Below are 16440 nucleotides of genomic sequence, written 5' to 3'. Positions count from 1 at the left end.
CCATGCCCCTCGTACACGTCAACGGCATCCGGCTCCACTACTACGACGACCACCCCGCCGCGGCGGCCGACGCCGGCCGCACCGCGCCCGCCGTCCTGCTCATCATGGGCTCGGGCAGCAAGGGCCGCGCCTGGCACCTGCACCAGGTGCCGGCCCTGGTGCGCGCGGGACTGCGCGTCATCACCTTCGACAACCGGGGCATCGCCCCCAGCGACGAGTGCGCGGGCGGCTTCGGCCTCGCCGACCTCGTCGCCGACACGGCCGCGCTCATCGAGGAACTGCGGCTCGGCCCCTGCCAGGTCGTCGGCACCTCGATGGGCGCGTACGTCGCCCAGGAACTCGCCCTGGCCCGCCCCGAACTCGTCGACCGTCTCGTCCTGATGGCCACCCGGGGACGCGCCGACGCGGTCCGCAGCGCCCTGTCCCGCGCCGAGATCGAGCTGTACGACGCGGACGTACGGCTGCCCGCCTCGTACGAGGCCGTCATCGAGGCGATGCAGATGCTGTCGCCGACCACCCTCGACGACGAGCAGCGGGCCCGTGACTGGCTCGACCTGCTGGAACTGACCCGGTCCTCCGGGCCCGGCAGCCGGGCCCACCTGGGCATCACCGTGGGCTCGGACCGGCGTCCCGCCTACCGGGACATCCGGGTCCCGACCCGGGTCATCGCCTTCGAGGACGACCTCATCTCACCGCCCCGGCTCGGCCGGGAGGTCGCCGAGGCGATCCCCGGAGCAGAGTTCGAGGTCCTGCCCGACTGCGGTCACTACGGCTACCTGGAGCAACCGGAAGCCGTCAACAAGAGCCTCATCGGCTTCCTGCGGACGTGAGGAGCACACCGTGCTGAAGGCGAACCCCCACCCCCTGCCCGGCCTGGCCGAGGGCGAGCGGGAACTCCTGGACCTGGTCCTGGAGGTGTGCCCCGCGCTCCGACCGGCCTCGATCGTCTACCGCAGCCGCACCTCGCTGGTGGTCTCCGGCGAACTGGACGGTACGGAGGTGGTCGCGAAGGTGCGCACGCCCGAGTGGCGCCGGCAGAGCCTGCGCGAGATCGAGGCGTACGACCTGTTCGACGTGTCACCGCCGCCCGTGGCGGTCCCCCGGCGCTTCGCCTCCGACCGGGAGCACGCGGTCCTGGTACTGGAACGACTGCCCGGCGGAGTCATCGCACCGGAGCGGTTCCCGGCCGCACCGGTGCCCGACGCCGACCTGACGGGGGTGCTCGACGCCGTGCGGCGGCTGCGCGGCTGGCGCCCCGACGTGCCCGCGTCCTGGCAGGTCGACTACCGGCCGATGCTGGACGGCGTCACGGCCCGCGGCGACCTCGACCCGGCGCACGCGGCGGCCGTGGCGCGGCTGCTGGAACGGGCCGGGCCGCCGCGGGAGATCGGGCACGGGGACCTCGTCCTCGCGAACGTGGTGCGCACCGCCGGCGGGCCCGCGCTGATCGACTGGGCGAGCGCGGCCGTGTTCCTGCCCGGCGCCGACCTGGCCCAACTGTGGCTGCTGCTGGGCGAGGTGCCCGGGGCCCGGGAGCGGATCGACGCGGTGGCCGCCGGCCCCGGGGTCCCCCCGGCGGAGGTCGCCGGTTTCCTGGTGAACCTGACCCTGCTGCTCTACCGCGAGCGGCGGGCCCACTCCCGCTTCACCGACGGGGCGTCGCGGGCCCGGGCCGCCCGGCTGGACACCGCCTGGGACCTGGTCCGCGAGCGGGTCGGGGCCGTCGCCCCCTGACGGGGACGGGCAGGTCGTACGCGCAGGGGCCGCCCGGACCGCCGACCGGGCGGCCCCTGCGCGTGCGCGGGCTCCGGCGGATCCGGCGGGCGGTGGCGCAGGACGGCCCACACCACCTCCAGGCCGAGACCGGCGACCACCGCGAAGCCCACCGCCGTCCAGGTCGCCGCGGCGCCGGCGGGGGCGATCCGGAAGAAGTCCCGCAGCGGCGCCACCAGCAGCACGGCCAGGAACACCAGGCCGGCGCCGGCTGCCAGCAGCAACCCGCGCGTCCCGAAGGGCCGCAGCAACAGGGCCAGGACCCACAGGCCGACCAGGAAGAGGCCGAGCAGCCCGGCGGCGGCCGCCGGACCCGTGTCCCCGCCGCGCACCGGCCCCGCCGCCCCGTACGCGGCGCAGGTCGCCGCCGCGATCAGGGCGCCCGCGGGCACCGCGAAGCGCAGCCCCCGGCCGGCGAAGGGCGTGGCCAGTTGGTCCGTGCCCCGCCCCCGGACGAACACCAGGAACAACGCCGGGAGGAGCACGACGAGGGAGGCGACCAGGGCGTGCTGTCGCGGCAGGAACGGGTACGGGATCCCGCCGGCGACGACGGCGAGGGTCAGCAGCGCCCCGTACACCGCCTTGGTCAGGAAGAGGACGGCGATCCGTTCGACGCCGCCGATGAGTCGCCGGCCCTCGGCGACGACGGCGGGCAGCGCCGGCAACGCCGGCCCGAGCAGCACGAGGGCCGCCGTCCCGCGGGCGGCGGCCGTACCGGCTCCCGAGGAAACGGCGGTGTCGGCCTGCCGCAGCACCGGGAGGTCGTCGACGCCGTGCCCGACCACGGCGACGCGGTGACCGCGCGCCCGGAGCCCGGCGACGAACTCGGGCCCGCGGCCGGGGCGCGAGGGGACGGCGGCCGGCGGGTCGGTCACGCACCGTTCGGGCAGGGGACGTTCGGGCAGCGGGTGGTCGGGCTCGGCCGGTTGGGCCGGCGGCCACGCGGACCGAGGCGCTCCGAGCGGCGGCGCTCCGGACGGGAAGGCTCCGGGCAGCGGCGCTGCCGCCAGGAGCGCTCCGGGCAGGAGCGCTTCGGGCAGCGTCCGCAAGGTGACGCCCTGCCCCGCCAGGCGGCGCCCGGCCTCGGCGGTCTCCGGGGCGGCCCGTGGCGCGACGGCCACCAGCGCGACGGGTTCCGCGCTGTCGGGCACCGCGTCCGGGTCGGCGAGGAGGGCGGCGAGGCCCGCCCCGGACCGGGCCAGGACCAGGACGTCCAGCCCCTTGGCCCCGTACGCGTCGGCGACGACGCGCAGCGAGTGCCAACCGGGCAGCAGCGCGTCGGGCGCGCCGAGCAGCCACGTCCGCGGGCGGGCGTCACCCCCCTCGCCGCCGGTGACGCTCACACCGCTCCACCCGGGGTGCGGAAACGGTCCGCAGGTCCGCCCCGCGACGGCGGGAGCGGCGTCGGGCCCGGGCGGCGGGAAGCGGGCGGCGACGGCCCGCAGCGTCGGATCGGCGGTGTTCTCCGTACGGCTCAGGAGCCCCAGCACGGCGGCGACGGGCGCCCCCTCGTCCAGGACGTGCACCGCCGCGACCTCCCGCTCGGCCCGCACGGCAGGGGTGTCGGCGCCCAGGACGACGGTGTCCACCCGCCCGATCCCCTCGATCCCGGACGCCCCGCGCACCAGGCACCGGCGGCGCCCCAGGCGCACGACCGCCGCGGAACGGGCCATCGACGTGAACAGCACCAGGCCTCCCGGAAGCATCGGCAGCAGTGCGCTGACCATCTGGCGGACGGCTTCCCCCGGGTCGCTCCGGCCGACCACCCACTGGCCCACGACCGCGACGAGCGCCGCCGGCACGACCAGGTACCGGGTCTGCGCGAGCTGCCCGCGCAGGCTCCGGTCGAGCACGGAGTCCGCGGGATCCGGGGGAGGGTCGCCGGGCCGGCCCCCGTCACCGGCGCCGGCCCGGGCGGCGCGGGCCCCCGCGTCGGTGACGGCGTACGCCCCGGTGCCGGCGAGGACGAGGGCGCCCGACCGGACGGCGTCGCCCCGCTGCTTGACCACCGGGTCGGCCTCGCCCGGTACCGCGTGCTCGTCGATCTCCAGATCCGCCGCACCGACGATCGACCCGTCCACCAGGATCCGGTCCCCCGGCCCGACCTCGACGACGTCGTCCACGACCAGGTCCCGGACGCCGACCGACACCGGTTTCCCGGCGCGCCGCACCACCGGCCGGTCCTCCGCCAGGACGGCGAGCCGGTCCGTGGTCCGCCGGGCCCGCACCCCCTGGAACACGCCGAGGGCCGTGGCGGCCAAGGTGACGACGACGAACACCGCGTCCTGAACGGGGCCGGTGACCATGACGGCCAGGCACAGCAGGCCGCAGAGCGCACCGGCGGGGGTGCGCAGGTGGGCCCGTACCACCGCGTGCACCGCGCGCGGGTCGGATAACGACGACGGCCCGGACCGGCGGGAACCTTGCCCGGCAGCGCTCCCGCGTCGTCCGCTCATGAGTCCCCTGCTCCACGTTCCCGAGGGCCGGAACCGGTCGGCCCCGGCTGAACGTACGGTACGAAACGGGCCCCGCACCACCGCCGAAGGGCAGTCCCCGACCCTGACTTCCGTCAGGGTTCCGGGGGACCGCCGGCGACCCGGGCGCGGCCGGGGCGCGCTACTTGATCAGCAGCTGGTGGCTCGCCAACTCCCGGTAGAGGGGGCTGCTGTCGGTGAGTTCGTGGTGGCTTCCGGTGGCGACGACCTCACCGTGTTCGAGGACCACGATCTGGTCACTGTCCACGACGGTGGACAGCCGGTGCGCCACCACGAGCAGGCTGCGGTCGGCGATGACCTCGTTGATCGCGTTCCGCATGAGCGCCTCGTTGCGGGCGTCGAGGTTGCTGGTCGCCTCGTCGAGCAACATGATCGGCGGCGAGGCCAGGAAGGTCCGTGCCAGGGCCAGCCGTTGGCGCTCCCCGCCGGAGAGCAGCACGCCGCCCTCACCGACCTCGGCGTCCAGGCCGAGGGGGGCCCGCAAGATCACCTGCTCCAGGTTGACCGAGCGCAGCACCCGGCGCATGTCCTCGTCCGACGCCCCCGGAGCCGCCAGGGACAGGTTGTCCCGCACGGTTCCCGCGAGGACGGGCGCCGACTGCTCGACGTAGCCGAGCGAGTGGCGCAGCTCCGTGCGCGGCAGTTCGCGTACGTCGGTGCCGCCGACCCGGACCGCGCCCGAGGTGACGTCGTAGAACCGTTCCACCAGGGAGAGCAGGGTGGACTTGCCCGCCCCCGAGGGGCCGACCAGGGCGGTGCGGGTGCCGCGGGCGACGGTCAGCGAGACGTCGCGCAGGACGGTTTCGCCGTTGCCGTAGCCGAAGGAGACCCGGTCGAACTCGATCGCGGGCGCGGCGCCGGCCGGCGCGGCCGGGGCGGTGCGTTCCCGGACGGTCAGGGGCGCGCGGCCGGCGAGCCGGACGGCGGCGAGGTCCGCGGGGCCGGCGACGTCGCTCTCCTGGGGCAGCACCAGCACCTCCTCGATGCGCTGGAGGGCTCCGAGGCCGGTCTGGAGGCGGGCGTAGCCGTTGAGGGCCCGGCCGAGCGGGAACCAGAGCATGAAGAGGAAGAGGACGAAGGCGACCAGGTCGCCGACCTGGATCGCGCCGGCGGCCACCCGGGCGCCGCCCAGGCCCAGGACGACCAGGAAGGCCAGTTGGATCGTCGTGGAGGTGATCGGGTTGATCATCGCCTGGAGCTTGGCGATGCGCATGCCCGCGTCGAAGGCGTCCTCGGCGTAGCCGTCCACGGCCCGCTCCTCGCGCTCCTCGGCGCCACTGGCGCGGATGGTGCGCACCGCGGAGATCGCCCGCTCGACGGCGGCGGTCATCTCGCCGATGCGGTCCTGTGCGTCGCGGGAGGCCCCGCGGACCCGCCGGGCGAGTCCGAGGACCCCGGCGACGCCCAGCCCGATCCCGAGGGCGGTGGCCGCGAACAGGGTCGGGTCGATGACGAACATCATGCCCGCGGAGCCGACGACCATCAGGACGTTGGTGACGGTGTCGAACAGGCCGGAGGTGACCACCGCCCGCAGCAGCGTGGTGTCGGAGCCGACCCGCGACAGGAGGTCGCCGGTCCGCCGCCGGTCGTACTCGATGATCGGCATCCGCAGCAGCCGGGCCACCAGTCGGCGGCGGGCGGTGAGGACGAGGCCCTCGGCGGCGCGCTGGAGCAGGTAGTCGCGGAAGCCGCTGAGCACGGCCACCACCAGCAGCGCCGCGACGAGCAGCGCCACCAGCGATCCGACCGGCCGCTCCGCCTCTATGTTGGCCAGCACCTCACGGGTCATGACCGGCTGGCTGAGGGTGAGCAGGGTCGTCGCCAGGGACAGCACGGCGACGGCCCCCAGGGTGCGCCAGCGCCCCTGGAGGTAGGGCAACAGGGACCGCAGTCCGACGTCCTTGACGGGTGGTGGCGCCTGGGGCGGAACCTTCCGGGGCGGCTGCGTCGAGGTGTCCGGAGCGGACGGCCTCACCGGGGTCTGCATGCTCGTCATCGCACTCCAACTCATCGCTCGCTGCCGGCGGCCGGTGGGCCCGCCCCGGCGGGGGGTACGGCTACGGAAGGTCTCCCAGCACGTATCCGTCGGCCGGTCGCAGTCCTCGTGAGCGACGCAGGTCGGTCATCACGAAGGTGCGTTGCAGCCAACGGTCGGTGCCGTCGTATCGCGGGGTGAACTCGGTGCGTCCGTGCACGGTGACCCGGTTGTCGACGATGGCGAGTTCGCCGGGGCGCAGCCGGTGGGTCGCCGCGTGCCGGTCGAACTGCTCCTGCAGGACGCGCAGCGCCTCGGCGGCCCGCCCGGTGACCGCGGTCGTCGCGGACAGGTCGACGCGGACGTCGGGGTCCTGCGGGTCCCCGCTGAGCACCGGCGCCGGTTCGGCCCGGTAGTCGTCCATGCCGAAGGACGGCGGCGGCTCGGTGATGAACTCCGCCGCCCACAGGGCCTCGACGGTCGCCGCGGACAGCAGCGGCAGCACCTGACGGATGCTCGCCGTACGCAGTCCCGCCCGACCCTCGGGGTCGGCGCGCAGGCACAGCAGCATCACGAAGTCGGGCCGGTGCTCGTGGAAGACGTTCTCGTTGTGGAACGTGAGCAGCGTCGAGCCCGCGTTGCCCTGGAACTCCTCCATGCCGGGGACGGGTACGACGTCCTGGACGAGGGCCCCGCCCTTCTCCGGCCGGAACGCCCCGGGGTCGCCCAGGCCGCAGGCCACCATCAGCAGCACCGCGGCCCCGATGGACGGCTCCCGCTGGACGGACCCCTTGGCGTCGGGGGTCGCCGGGAGGTCGAGGGCGCCGACCGGAAGGCCGCGCAGGACCAGTCCGCCGTCGGGGCCCGAGTCGCGCCGGAAGTCGGCCAGCGTCCGGCGCAGGGCGACCGGCAGCTCGTGCCAGGAGTTCCTGGCGGCCGCCACCCAGTCGGGGTCGTCGGGCCGGCCCGACACGTGGGTGACGAGTTTCCAGGCGACTTCCTCGACCCGTTCCGCGTCTTTCAGGTCGAGCGTCACGTCATAAGGATGTGCCACATACCCGGCTGTCACCGCCATGTTCAAAGCCTCCGTTCACAGGGATGTGTTTTTTCTCGAAAGCACTGGCCTCGAAAGCACTTGTCTCGAAAGCACTGGTCTCGAAAGCACTGGGGAAACGCTAGGGAAATGCGTTATCGGCCCCGTATCGACGCGACATGGCGCCGGCCGGTCGCCCCCACCGTCCTGCCGATCAACCGGACCGTCGGGGGCGGGAGCTCCGCCGTCAGCCCCGCACGTCGTGCACGGGCTGGGCGCCCGTCCAGACGACGGCGGAGGAACCCCAGGTCAGACCGCCGCCGAAGGCGGTCAGCAGCAGCCGGTCGCCCTCCTTGATCCGGCCCGCGGCGGCGGCGTCGGCCAACGCCAACGGAATGGACGCCGCCGCCGTGTTCCCCACGTTCTCGATATTCGAGATCACGCGTTCCGGCGGCAGCCCCAGGCGTTTCGCCACGGCCTTGAGAATGCGAATGTTCGCCTGGTGTCCGATGAACGCGTCGATATCGGCGAGGTCCCATCCGACCCGCCCGGCGACGGACCGGGCGGATTCCGCCATGGTCGTCACCGCCCGTTTGTAGACCTCCGGCCCGTCCATCGTCAGATAGGCCCCGTCCTTGGGAATCGTGATGAGCCCGTCCCCGGTCCCGTCGCTGCCCAACTCCGTACGGAGCACCGCGCCCGGCTCGTGCGGACCGCCCCGCTCCAGCAGGACCGCGCCGGCCCCGTCCCCGAAGAGGGGGGCCGTCACCCGGTCGTCGGGGTCGACGATCGAGGAGTAGACGTCCGCGCCGATCAGCAGGACGCTGTCACAACTCCCCGCGGTGATCATCGACGTGGCCACGGACAGCCCGTAGACGAACCCCGAGCAGACGGCGGCGAGGTCGAACGCGGGCACCCGCAGCCCCAGTTCGGCCGCCACCCGCGGAGCGGTGGCCGGACAGCGACGGTCCGGGGTGGTGGTCGCCAGCAACACCAGGTCGCAGCCGTCGCGCCCGGCGGACTTCAGCGCCGCCGCGCCCGCGGTGACGGCGAGGTCGCCCGTCTCGATCCCGGACGCCGCCCGGCGCCGCGCCGCGATGCCGGTGCGGCTGTGGATCCACGCGTGGTCGGTGTCCAGGTTCCGCGACACCTCCTCGTTGGTGACCACGGCCTCCGGCAGACAGCTGCCGATGCCCGTGATGACCGCCCCGCCACCGTCACGCGGACCGGTCATGGACGAACTCCTCTCGGTACCCGGGAGCCCCCACCGCGGCCAGGATCCGCCCCCCGTGCGCCGCGGCCACGTGCCGTTCGGCGAAGTCGGGACGGGCGATGGGAGCGGTGATCAGCTCGTCGGGGACCGCGAGCGCCTCCAGCAGATCGCCGGCCTCGAACGGCGCGCCGGCCGCCTCCTGCCGCTCGGCCTCCAGGCGCAGCACGTCGTCCCGGTCCAGGATCCCGGCCGCCAGAGCGGTCAGGGCGTGCTCCAGCACGCAGCTCGCCGCGTACTGCCCCAACAGCCGCCGCTCGAAGGGTCCGTCGACCGTCGCCGCCCACCGCCCCAGCGCCAGCAGCTGGTGGACGGCCCGCGTCCACCGGGTGGTCGCCTCGCCCGGCCCGTGGGCGTCGACCTGGTCCAGCAGGGCGTCGCAGATCGCGCGCAGCTTCCGTACGGCGTCCGGTCCGTCCGCCGGGCCCGCGGCCGCGTCCAGCGCCCTGTCGAACTCCGCGCGCTGCCGCAGCGCGTAGCGGGTGGCCTGGTAGCCGAGGACGGTGTTGTCCCCGCCGAAGGTGACGGCCACCTCGTAGTCGTGCAGCAGCGGGGCGATCTGGTTCGCGTCGTGGTAGCCGAGCCCGCCGCACAGCTCGCGCGTCTCGGCGAGCGTGTGCCGGGCGTCGCCGGTGGATCCGGACTTGCCGCAGGAGATCAGCGCGTGCAGCACCTGATCACCCGCGGGCGGCCCGTCCGCGGCCCGTTCGACCGCGATGTCCGCCAGCGCCTCCAGCGCGTACCGGGAGGCCAGCGCCCGACCCGCCGCGGTCGTCAACCGCGTCCGGTAGTGGGCGTGGCCGAGCAGCGGGGTCCCGAAGGCCCGTTTCACGGCCGCGAACCGGGTGGTGACCGCGCAGGCGAGACGCTGCGCGTGCGCGGCGCCCACGGACGGGAACAGCCGCTCGTGGGTGAAGGTCGCCAGGCACTCCTCGAAGCGCCGGTGCCGGGCCAACGCCGACCGGTAGACGCCGTCGGAGTCGATCGACGCCCACCGGTTCATCAGGGCCGACAGCGGGAGTCGGTGGTCCGTGAACGTCAGGACGCCGGTCTGGTTGGCCGTCACCCCGCCCTTCGGTTCGGCCCGCCCGATGCTGATGCCCGCCAGCACCTTCCCGCCGGCCCGCAGGGGCACCCGGAACCAGTGGTGGCCCTCGTCCCGACCGGCGACGACGAGCCGGGCCAACACCATGGCGACGTCGCCCGAGTGCAGGCTGTTGCCGATCCAGACCTTGCTGGCGGCCGGCTCCGGCGTGCTGAGCACCAACTGCCGGTCCTTTGGGCTGTACGTCGCGGTGGTCAGCACCCGCTTCAGATCGGACCCGGCGTGCAGTTCCGAGGCGGCGAAGCAGTACACCTTGCCCATGCCGTCGATCTCCGGGCCGTAACTGCGCACCTGGACCGGCCCCGCGTGGCTGAGCAGCGCGTCCCCGGCGATCTGGTGGGAGACGAGCACGTTGAGCAGCGACAGGTCGTAGGCGCCGATCCACCCCATGGTCCGCAGGAAGTCGGGGAAGCGGGCACGGTCGCCGCGCCCCAACCACTGCGCGTTCGAGCTGAATCCGGCCCGGTTGAGGATCCTCGCCCGGCGCAGCGTCAGCAGGCTGTAGTCGAGGACGCTCTGGTCGACGGGCCGGACGGTGGCGAACTCGGGCCCGGAGAGGAGGTGGGCCAGCTCCTTTTCGCGTTGCGTCATGATTCCTTCCCCTGGGACGTGACGGACGGGTCTGCGGAGCGGTACGCGGCGGGCTCGGCGACGGGGTCCGCGGCGGGGTCCGCGGCGAGGTCAAACATCGAGCACCAGAGCCGAGTTGCTGCCGCCGAAGCCGAAGGACGTGCTCACGGCGACGGACGCGCCGTGCCGGCGCGCGCCCCCCAGAACGAGGTCGATGTCGGGCAGGTCCGGATCGGCCCGGACCGTGTGCGCGATCGGCGGTACCGTCCCCGTCCGCAGACTGCGCAACGCCAGGACGGCCTCGATGGCGCCGGACGCGCCGAGCGTGTGCCCGAGCAGCCCCTTGTTCGCCGTCACCGACGGCCCGTGCGGGAACACCCGGGCGATGAGCTGCGCCTCCGACCGGTCGTTCTGCGGTGTGGACGTCCCGTGCGCGTTGAACGTCCCGACGTCCTTCGGCACCAGACCGGCCTGGTCCAACGCCTGCCGGACCGCCGCCTCGGCACCGATCCCCTCGGGATGCGGCGAAACCGGGTGGTACGCGTCGGAGGTGCTGCCGTAGCCGAGCAGCCGGCCGAGCACCCGGGCGCCGCGGGCCAGAGCGGTCGCCGGACGTTCCAGGACGACGGCCCCCGCCCCCTCGGAGATGACGAACCCGTCGCGGTCGGCGGCGAACGGCCGGGAGGCGTCCGTCCCCGCGTGCCGCGACAGGGCTCCCATCCGGGCGAAGCCCGAGACCACGAGCGGGGTGACCCCCGCGTCCGTGCCGCAGGCGATGACCGTGTCACAGGTCCCGGCGTCGAGCAGCGTCTTCGCCAGCCCGATCGCCGCCGCCCCCGAGGCACAGGCCGCGACCACCGTGTGACTGGGCCCGGTGATCCCCCACCGCATCGCGAGGGTGCCGGCCGCCATGTTGATCAGCGATCGCGGGTGCATGTACGGCGAGACCAGCTCGGGCCCGCTCCGCGAGAGCCGCTGGTGCCCCTCCTCCAAGGTGGTCACCCCGCCCAACCCGCACCCCACCACGACCCCGACCCGGCTGCCGTCCCACACCCCCGGATCGAGCCCCGCCTCCCGCACCGCCTGGTCCACCGCCACCAGCGCGAACCGGATGAACGGATCGGTACGCGCGGTCCCGCGCCCCGTGAGCTGCTCCCCGAGCGGGGGCACCCGCAGGCTGTGCCGGACCCCCGTCCCCTCCAGCGGCCCCGGATCACCGGACCCGGGCGACCGGGCCGCGCACAGCGCGGCCCAGGTCGCGTCGACGTCCGTGCCCGCGGGAGTCACCAGGCCGGTCCCGGTGATGGCGGCGGCGCCTCCCGTCACGCCGCTTCCAGCACGGAGTGGGCGAGGGCGACGACGTCCCCGACCGTGCAGTCCACCAGCCGGGTCTCGTCACCACCGAGGTCCGCGCCCGTCTCCTCCTTGATGCGCACGATGAGTTCGGCGATGGCGAGGGAGTCCAACTCAAGGGTGCGCAACAGGACGTCGTCGGCGATCTCCGCGGGGTCCACTTCCAGGTCCTCGGCCAGGATCCCGTGCACGATCGTCTTGGGGTCAATGCTCACGGCTTGTCACCTCTGTTAGGGAGAAACGCGGATCGGCCGCCACCGCCGAGCACTTGAGCCGCGCTCAAGACCGGCAAGGGCGACAACAGGGAAAGGAACGAGATCGAGTCCACTGTGCTGCCGCCGGATATGCGCCCCGTATCCCCCGGTTATCCCGCCCCTCGAGCCCCCCGCCCCGCCCCACCCCGCACCCCCGCCCCACCACCCCGTCCCCCCAGCTCACCCCACCTCCCCGCCCCACCCCAAAACCCCTGGACCCCCACCGGACAACAAACCTCACCCCACCCCAACAACGCCCCCGAACCCCGCCCCCAAGCCCTCCCACACGCACGCACGCACGCACGGAGTCGAGACGCACCTCGGCTCAACAACGCTCCGTCAGCACACACCCCATTCGATCACTCTTCGTGGCGAACCGGCCAACCAGCCAGAACCCCCGCCCCTACAAAAGGAGTTCCCGTATGTAGAGATACTCCGCCAGAAGGGGAAATGAATGATCAAGCGCCTCACATCCCGCATCATCGCCGCTCTCACCACGATGGCCGCGTTCGCCGCATTACCCAGCACACCGGCGCACGCCGGCGCCATCGGCTCGACCCCCGTGGCGACCTTCGACTACCAAGTCGGCGGAGTCACCATGAAGGTCCCGACCGGCTGCATGTTCACGCACATCGTGCGCGGCGAGGGCAAGAACATCACCTACCAGAACGCCGGCGTGGACTGCGGCTTCGTGGGCGCCCTCAACGCCGGCTTCTGCAACTGGCGCATCGACTTCACGTACGTGGACACCAGCAACAAGACCTACCGCACCTCCCGCGGCAGGACGCACACCGAGTGCAAGATCAACCCGATGCGCGACAACGCTCCCCAGAAACTCCCGCGCTACGGAAAAACGTGTGCGTACATCCACGTCAACAACGTTCGCCGGGCCGGCCAGTGCCACCACATCACGAAGTGAGCCGCCGCACATGAGCACTCAGCCCCCGCCCGAAGACCCCACCCGGGACCCCAAACGACGCCGCGCCGGCATCACCGCCTTCCTCACCGGCACCGCGGCGTCCTTCGCCTTCTTCGCCTTCTTCCCCGGCCTCCCCCACGTCATCGACTGGGGCGCGATCATCACATCCGTAGCCGTGGGCGCCCTCACCCGCTGGGCCTGGCAATCCCGAACCACCAGAAAGAACACCCCCCTCGGATAGCCCCCAGCCGGCTCGGTCGCCGATCAGCTCCCTGAAGCGGCACCCACTCGCGATTGAGCGACCCCGGCTGGCCCGCTCACCGCCACGGTCTCCCCACCCCAAGACCGAAAGAGCAGGCCCCTGCACCGATCCGCCCCACCCCCTGAGGGCATGAAAAAGCCCCAGGTCACGGCGAGTGAGTCCTGGGGCTAATCCGAGCCGCCTTCGGGATTCGAACCCGAGACCTACGCATTACGAGTGCGTTGCTCTGGCCAACTGAGCTAAGGCGGCACCGCTGGGAAGACAAGAATTTCCCTGGTGGGAGGCTCTCATCAGCAGCGGCGCCAAGTCTACAGGGTTAAACGGGGTGCCCCGAACCGGGTCCGTCGGGGCGCGGTTTCGGTGGGGTCGGGCCCGGTCAGCAGCGCTTTCCGTCCTTCGGCGCGACGCCCTGGAGGAGGTACTGGTTGATGGCGGTGTCGATGCAGTCGCTGCCGCGTCCGTACGCCGTGTGGCCGTCGCCGTCGTACGTCAGGAGGGTGCCGGAGTCGAGCTGGCCGGCCAGGGCCTGGGCCCACTTGTACGGGGTTGCCGGGTCACGCGTGGTGCCGACCACCACGATCGGCGCCGCGCCCTTCGCGGGCAGCGCCTTCGCCTCGCCCGTGGCCTTCACCGGCCAGTACCCACAGTTCAGCGAGGCCCAGGCCAACCCCGCGCCGAACACCGGTGAGGCCTTCGCGAAAGACGGCAGCGCGGCGTCGACGGCGTCCGGGCCGGTGAAGGCGGGCGGCTGGTCGAGGCAGTTCACGGCGGCGTTCGCGAACATCAGGTTCGCGTACTTCCCGTCCGCCCCGCGCTCGTAGTAGCTGTCGGCCAGGGCCAGCAGCCCCGCGCCGTCGCCGTCGATGGCGTTGGTGAGGGCTTCGCGCAGCTGCGGCCAGGCGCTCTCGTCGTACAGCGCCGCGATCACGCCCGTCGTCGCGAGCGACTCGCCCAGCGGACGGGAGACGTCACCGGACGGGACCGGCTGCGCGTCGAGCTTGCGGAAGAACTCCTTCAGGCGCTGCGCGACGGCGTCCGGATCGCCCTGACCCAGCGGGCAGTCGGACTGCTTCGCGCAGTCCGTGGCGAAGGACCGGAAGGCGGTCTCGAAGCCCGCCGTCTGGTCCCGGTTGAGGTCGATCGCCGGCCGGGAGGGGTCCATCGCGCCGTCCAGCACCAGCCGCCCGACGCGGTCCGGGAAGAGGTCGGCGTACGTCGCGCCGAGGAAGGTGCCGTACGAGGCCCCGACGTAGTTGAGCTTCTCGTCGCCCAGCACCTCGCGGAGCATGTCCATGTCCCGGGCGGCGTCGACGGTGGAGAGGTGCGGCAGGATCCGCTGCGAGCGGGTCTGGCAGCCCGCGGCGAACTCCTTGAACGCGGCCACCAGCCGGGCCCGCTCCGCCTTGTCGTCCGGCGTCTGGTCCACCTGGGTGAACTTGTCCATCTGCGGTCCGGTCAGGCACTCGACGGGGTTGCTGCGATCCACCCCGCGCGGGTCGAAGGACACCATGTCGTACTGGGCGCGCACCGCCGCCGGGTAGCCGATGCCCGCGTACGCCTGGAGGTAGCCGATGCCGGAGCCGCCCGGCCCGCCCGGGTTGACCAGGAGCGAGCCGAGCTTCTTGCCGGGGCCGGTGGCGGTGCGGCGGGCGACCGCGAGGTCGATGTCCTGGCCGGCGCCCGGGTTCCCGTAGTCCAGCGGCGCCTTCATCGTGGAGCACTGGAAGCCGGGGACACCGCACGCGCGCCAGCTCAGCTTCTGCTCGTAGTACGGACGCAGCCCGGCCGGGACCGCGGACGAACCCGCCGAGGCGGCCACCCCCGAACCGCCGGACGTGCACCCGGAGAGCAGCAGCCCGGCGGCCGCGATCACGGTCCCGGTGGTACGCAGCAGGCGACTGGTGTCCATGCCAGGAGCCTACGGCTCGGGCCCGCCCGCCGTCGGGTGGAAGCGGTCCGGGCAGCGGACGGCCGAGCCGGAAAAGCCCGTCGCCCGCCCGAAAAGCCCGTCGCCCGCCCGGCAGAGCCCGTCACCCGCCCGGAGCGGCCCGTCCCGCGCGGCCCGCACCGGACCGCTCGTACGGGTGAACCACCGAGGCGGGCCCGGGCCCGGACCGGTGCCATCCGTAGGCCCCCGTCAGCCCGCGCGCAGCGCCATCGTCATGGCCTCGACGGCGAGCAGCGGCGCCACGTTCCGGTCGAGGGCGGTCCGGCAGGCGATGATCGCCTCGATCCGCCGCAACGTGCGCTCGGGACCCGAGGCGCGGGCGATCCGGTCGAGGTCCGGCCGTATCTCCTCGTTCGCGATGGCGAGGCCGGATCCGAGTTGGAGGGCCAGCACGTCCCGGTAGAAGCCGGTCAGGTCGGTCAGCGCCAGGTCGAGGCTGTCGCGCTGGGTACGGGTGCGGCGGCGCTTCTGGCGGTCCTCGAGTTCCTTCATCACGCCCGCGGTGCCGCGCGGCATCCGGCTGCCCGCTCCGGCGCCGGCGCCGAGCGCCGCCCTCAGTTCCTCGGTCTCCTTGCCGTCGACCTCCTCCGCGACCTGCTTGGCGTCCTCCGCGGCCGCGTCGACGAGTTCCTGCGCGGCCTTGAGGCAGCCGCCCACGTCGTCCACGCGCAGCGGGAGCCGCAGGACGGCGGTGCGCCGGCTCCGGGCCGCCTCGTCGGTGGCGAGCCGCCGGGCCCGCCCGATGTGCCCCTGGGTGGCTCGGGAGGCCGCCGCAGCGGCCGCGGGCTCGACCCCGTCGCGCCGCACCAGGAGATCGGCGACCGCCTCCACGGACGGGGTACGCAGGGTCAGGTGCCGGCAGCGGGACCGGATGGTGGGCAGCACGTCCTCCAGGGAAGGCGCGCACAGCAGCCACACCGTCCGCGGAGCGGGTTCCTCCACGGCCTTCAGGAGCACGTTCCCGGCGCCTTCGGTAAGCCGGTCGGCGTCTTCGAGGACGATGACCTGCCAACGCCCGACGGCCGGGGAGAGCTGGGCCCGACGGACGAGGCTGCGGGTCTCCTTGACGCCGATGGACAGCAGGTCGGTACGGACGATCTCCACGTCGGCGTGCGTACCGATCACGGTGGTGTGGCAGCCGTCGCAGAACCCGCAGCCGGGTTCACCGCCGAGGGCGCGGTCGGGGCTGACGCACTGGAGTGCGGCCGCGAAGGCGCGGGCCGCCGTGGCCCGCCCGGAGCCGGGCGGTCCGGTGAACAGCCAGGCGTGCGTCATCTTGGACGTGGCGGGTACGGGGGTGCCGGCCGCGGTGGCGGTGACCAGGGTGTCGGCGTCCCGGGCGGCGGCGGCCAGCTGCGCCTGCACGCGGTCCTGTCCCACGAGGTCGTCCCATACGGGCATCCCGCCCACCACCCTTCCCACTCCGTGTCGATGTGTCGATGTGTCGATCCGGGGTCGTGCGACCCCATTGGCCGTGCGGCCC

At 73.6% G+C, this 16440-nt stretch carries 13 protein-coding genes and 1 tRNA gene; 4 read left to right on the top strand and 10 right to left on the bottom strand.

Translation table 11 applies throughout. The annotated features are described in order from the left end of the window. Positions 1 to 2 precede the first annotated feature (2 nt). Together ACZ4XJ_RS16455 and ACZ4XJ_RS16450 are read left to right on the top strand one after the other, a co-directional pair. Positions 3 to 830: an alpha/beta fold hydrolase gene (locus ACZ4XJ_RS16455; RefSeq protein WP_468496554.1), complete on the top strand. Its 828-nt coding sequence runs from the start codon at positions 3 to 5 to the stop codon at positions 828 to 830. 10 nt (positions 831 to 840) lie between these two features. Continuing rightward, positions 841 to 1734, top strand: a complete 894-nt coding sequence (locus tag ACZ4XJ_RS16450; protein ID WP_468496553.1) for an aminoglycoside phosphotransferase family protein — start codon at positions 841 to 843, stop codon at positions 1732 to 1734. Here ACZ4XJ_RS16450 and ACZ4XJ_RS16445 read toward each other — a convergent pair. The 7 genes from ACZ4XJ_RS16445 to ACZ4XJ_RS16415 all read right to left on the bottom strand — a co-directional run bounded on the left by ACZ4XJ_RS16445 (position 1617) and on the right by ACZ4XJ_RS16415 (position 11789). After that, positions 1617 to 4151 (bottom strand): P-type ATPase actuator domain-containing protein, encoded by a 2535-nt coding sequence (locus ACZ4XJ_RS16445; protein ID WP_468496552.1) that lies wholly within the window; start codon positions 4149 to 4151, stop codon positions 1617 to 1619. The two genes, ACZ4XJ_RS16450 and ACZ4XJ_RS16445, sit on opposite strands and share 118 nt — an antisense overlap. A gap of 238 nt (positions 4152 to 4389) precedes the next feature. After that, positions 4390 to 6264, bottom strand: coding sequence for an ABC transporter ATP-binding protein (locus tag ACZ4XJ_RS16440; RefSeq protein ID WP_468496551.1), 1875 nt, complete (start codon positions 6262 to 6264; stop codon positions 4390 to 4392). 61 nt (positions 6265 to 6325) lie between these two features. Next, positions 6326 to 7318, bottom strand: a complete 993-nt coding sequence (locus tag ACZ4XJ_RS16435; protein ID WP_468496550.1) for a TauD/TfdA family dioxygenase — start codon at positions 7316 to 7318, stop codon at positions 6326 to 6328. A 205-nt stretch (positions 7319 to 7523) separates the two neighbouring features. Next, the gene (locus ACZ4XJ_RS16430; protein WP_468496549.1) at positions 7524 to 8510 is read right to left on the bottom strand and encodes a beta-ketoacyl-ACP synthase III; all 987 of its coding nucleotides are present in this window, start codon (positions 8508 to 8510) and stop codon (positions 7524 to 7526) included. After that, positions 8494 to 10242 carry an acyl-CoA dehydrogenase family protein gene (locus ACZ4XJ_RS16425; RefSeq protein WP_468496548.1) on the bottom strand — a complete coding sequence of 583 codons (1749 nt, stop codon included), beginning with the start codon at positions 10240 to 10242 and terminating at the stop codon, positions 8494 to 8496. The genes ACZ4XJ_RS16430 and ACZ4XJ_RS16425 overlap by 17 nt, the downstream gene beginning before the upstream one ends. Positions 10243 to 10332: 90 nt before the next feature. Next, entirely contained in the window at positions 10333 to 11547 is a 1215-nt protein-coding gene (locus tag ACZ4XJ_RS16420) for a beta-ketoacyl-[acyl-carrier-protein] synthase family protein (protein ID WP_362875437.1), read from the bottom strand. Beyond that, on the bottom strand, positions 11544 to 11789 hold the full coding sequence (locus tag ACZ4XJ_RS16415) for a phosphopantetheine-binding protein (protein WP_281207318.1): 246 nt from the start codon (positions 11787 to 11789) through the stop codon (positions 11544 to 11546). Before ACZ4XJ_RS16415 ends, ACZ4XJ_RS16420 begins: the two co-directional genes overlap by 4 nt. Positions 11790 to 12282: 493 nt before the next feature. Between ACZ4XJ_RS16415 and ACZ4XJ_RS16410 the strand changes: the two genes are divergently transcribed. Both ACZ4XJ_RS16410 and ACZ4XJ_RS16405 read left to right on the top strand, forming a co-directional pair. Then, entirely contained in the window at positions 12283 to 12747 is a 465-nt protein-coding gene (locus ACZ4XJ_RS16410; protein ID WP_468496547.1) for a hypothetical protein, read from the top strand. Positions 12748 to 12757: 10 nt separating this feature from the next. Continuing rightward, a complete protein-coding gene (locus ACZ4XJ_RS16405) occupies positions 12758 to 12988 on the top strand; it encodes a hypothetical protein (protein WP_468496546.1) in 231 nt (76 codons plus the stop codon). A gap of 196 nt (positions 12989 to 13184) precedes the next feature. On the opposite strand, the gene ACZ4XJ_RS16400 is transcribed toward ACZ4XJ_RS16405, so the two are convergent. The 3 genes from ACZ4XJ_RS16400 to ACZ4XJ_RS16390 form a co-directional block, all read right to left on the bottom strand. Then, positions 13185 to 13258 (bottom strand) — tRNA-Thr (locus ACZ4XJ_RS16400). Positions 13259 to 13385: 127 nt separating this feature from the next. Further along, on the bottom strand, positions 13386 to 14918 hold the full coding sequence (locus tag ACZ4XJ_RS16395) for an alpha/beta hydrolase (protein ID WP_468496545.1): 1533 nt from the start codon (positions 14916 to 14918) through the stop codon (positions 13386 to 13388). A 228-nt stretch (positions 14919 to 15146) separates the two neighbouring features. Continuing rightward, entirely contained in the window at positions 15147 to 16358 is a 1212-nt protein-coding gene (locus ACZ4XJ_RS16390) for a DNA polymerase III subunit delta' (protein WP_362875412.1), read from the bottom strand. Positions 16359 to 16440: the final 82 nt, after the last annotated feature.

It is taken from the genome of Streptomyces sp. NPDC029836, from assembly GCF_055574495.1.
Note: the sequence above shows the minus strand (reverse complement) of the source record. Positions and strands in the feature narration are given on the sequence as shown.

Coding starts and splice junctions, on each gene's coding strand:
- ACZ4XJ_RS16395 (WP_468496545.1), bottom strand. CDS start 14,918: ATGGACACCAGTCGCCTGCTGCGTACCACCGGGACCGTGATCGCGGCC.
- ACZ4XJ_RS16440 (WP_468496551.1), bottom strand. CDS start 6,264: ATGACGAGCATGCAGACCCCGGTGAGGCCGTCCGCTCCGGACACCTCG.
- ACZ4XJ_RS16455 (WP_468496554.1), top strand. CDS start 3: ATGCCCCTCGTACACGTCAACGGCATCCGGCTCCACTACTACGACGAC.
- ACZ4XJ_RS16430 (WP_468496549.1), bottom strand. CDS start 8,510: ATGACCGGTCCGCGTGACGGTGGCGGGGCGGTCATCACGGGCATCGGC.
- ACZ4XJ_RS16410 (WP_468496547.1), top strand. CDS start 12,283: ATGATCAAGCGCCTCACATCCCGCATCATCGCCGCTCTCACCACGATG.
- ACZ4XJ_RS16405 (WP_468496546.1), top strand. CDS start 12,758: ATGAGCACTCAGCCCCCGCCCGAAGACCCCACCCGGGACCCCAAACGA.
- ACZ4XJ_RS16435 (WP_468496550.1), bottom strand. CDS start 7,318: ATGGCGGTGACAGCCGGGTATGTGGCACATCCTTATGACGTGACGCTC.
- ACZ4XJ_RS16390 (WP_362875412.1), bottom strand. CDS start 16,358: ATGCCCGTATGGGACGACCTCGTGGGACAGGACCGCGTGCAGGCGCAG.
- ACZ4XJ_RS16425 (WP_468496548.1), bottom strand. CDS start 10,242: ATGACGCAACGCGAAAAGGAGCTGGCCCACCTCCTCTCCGGGCCCGAG.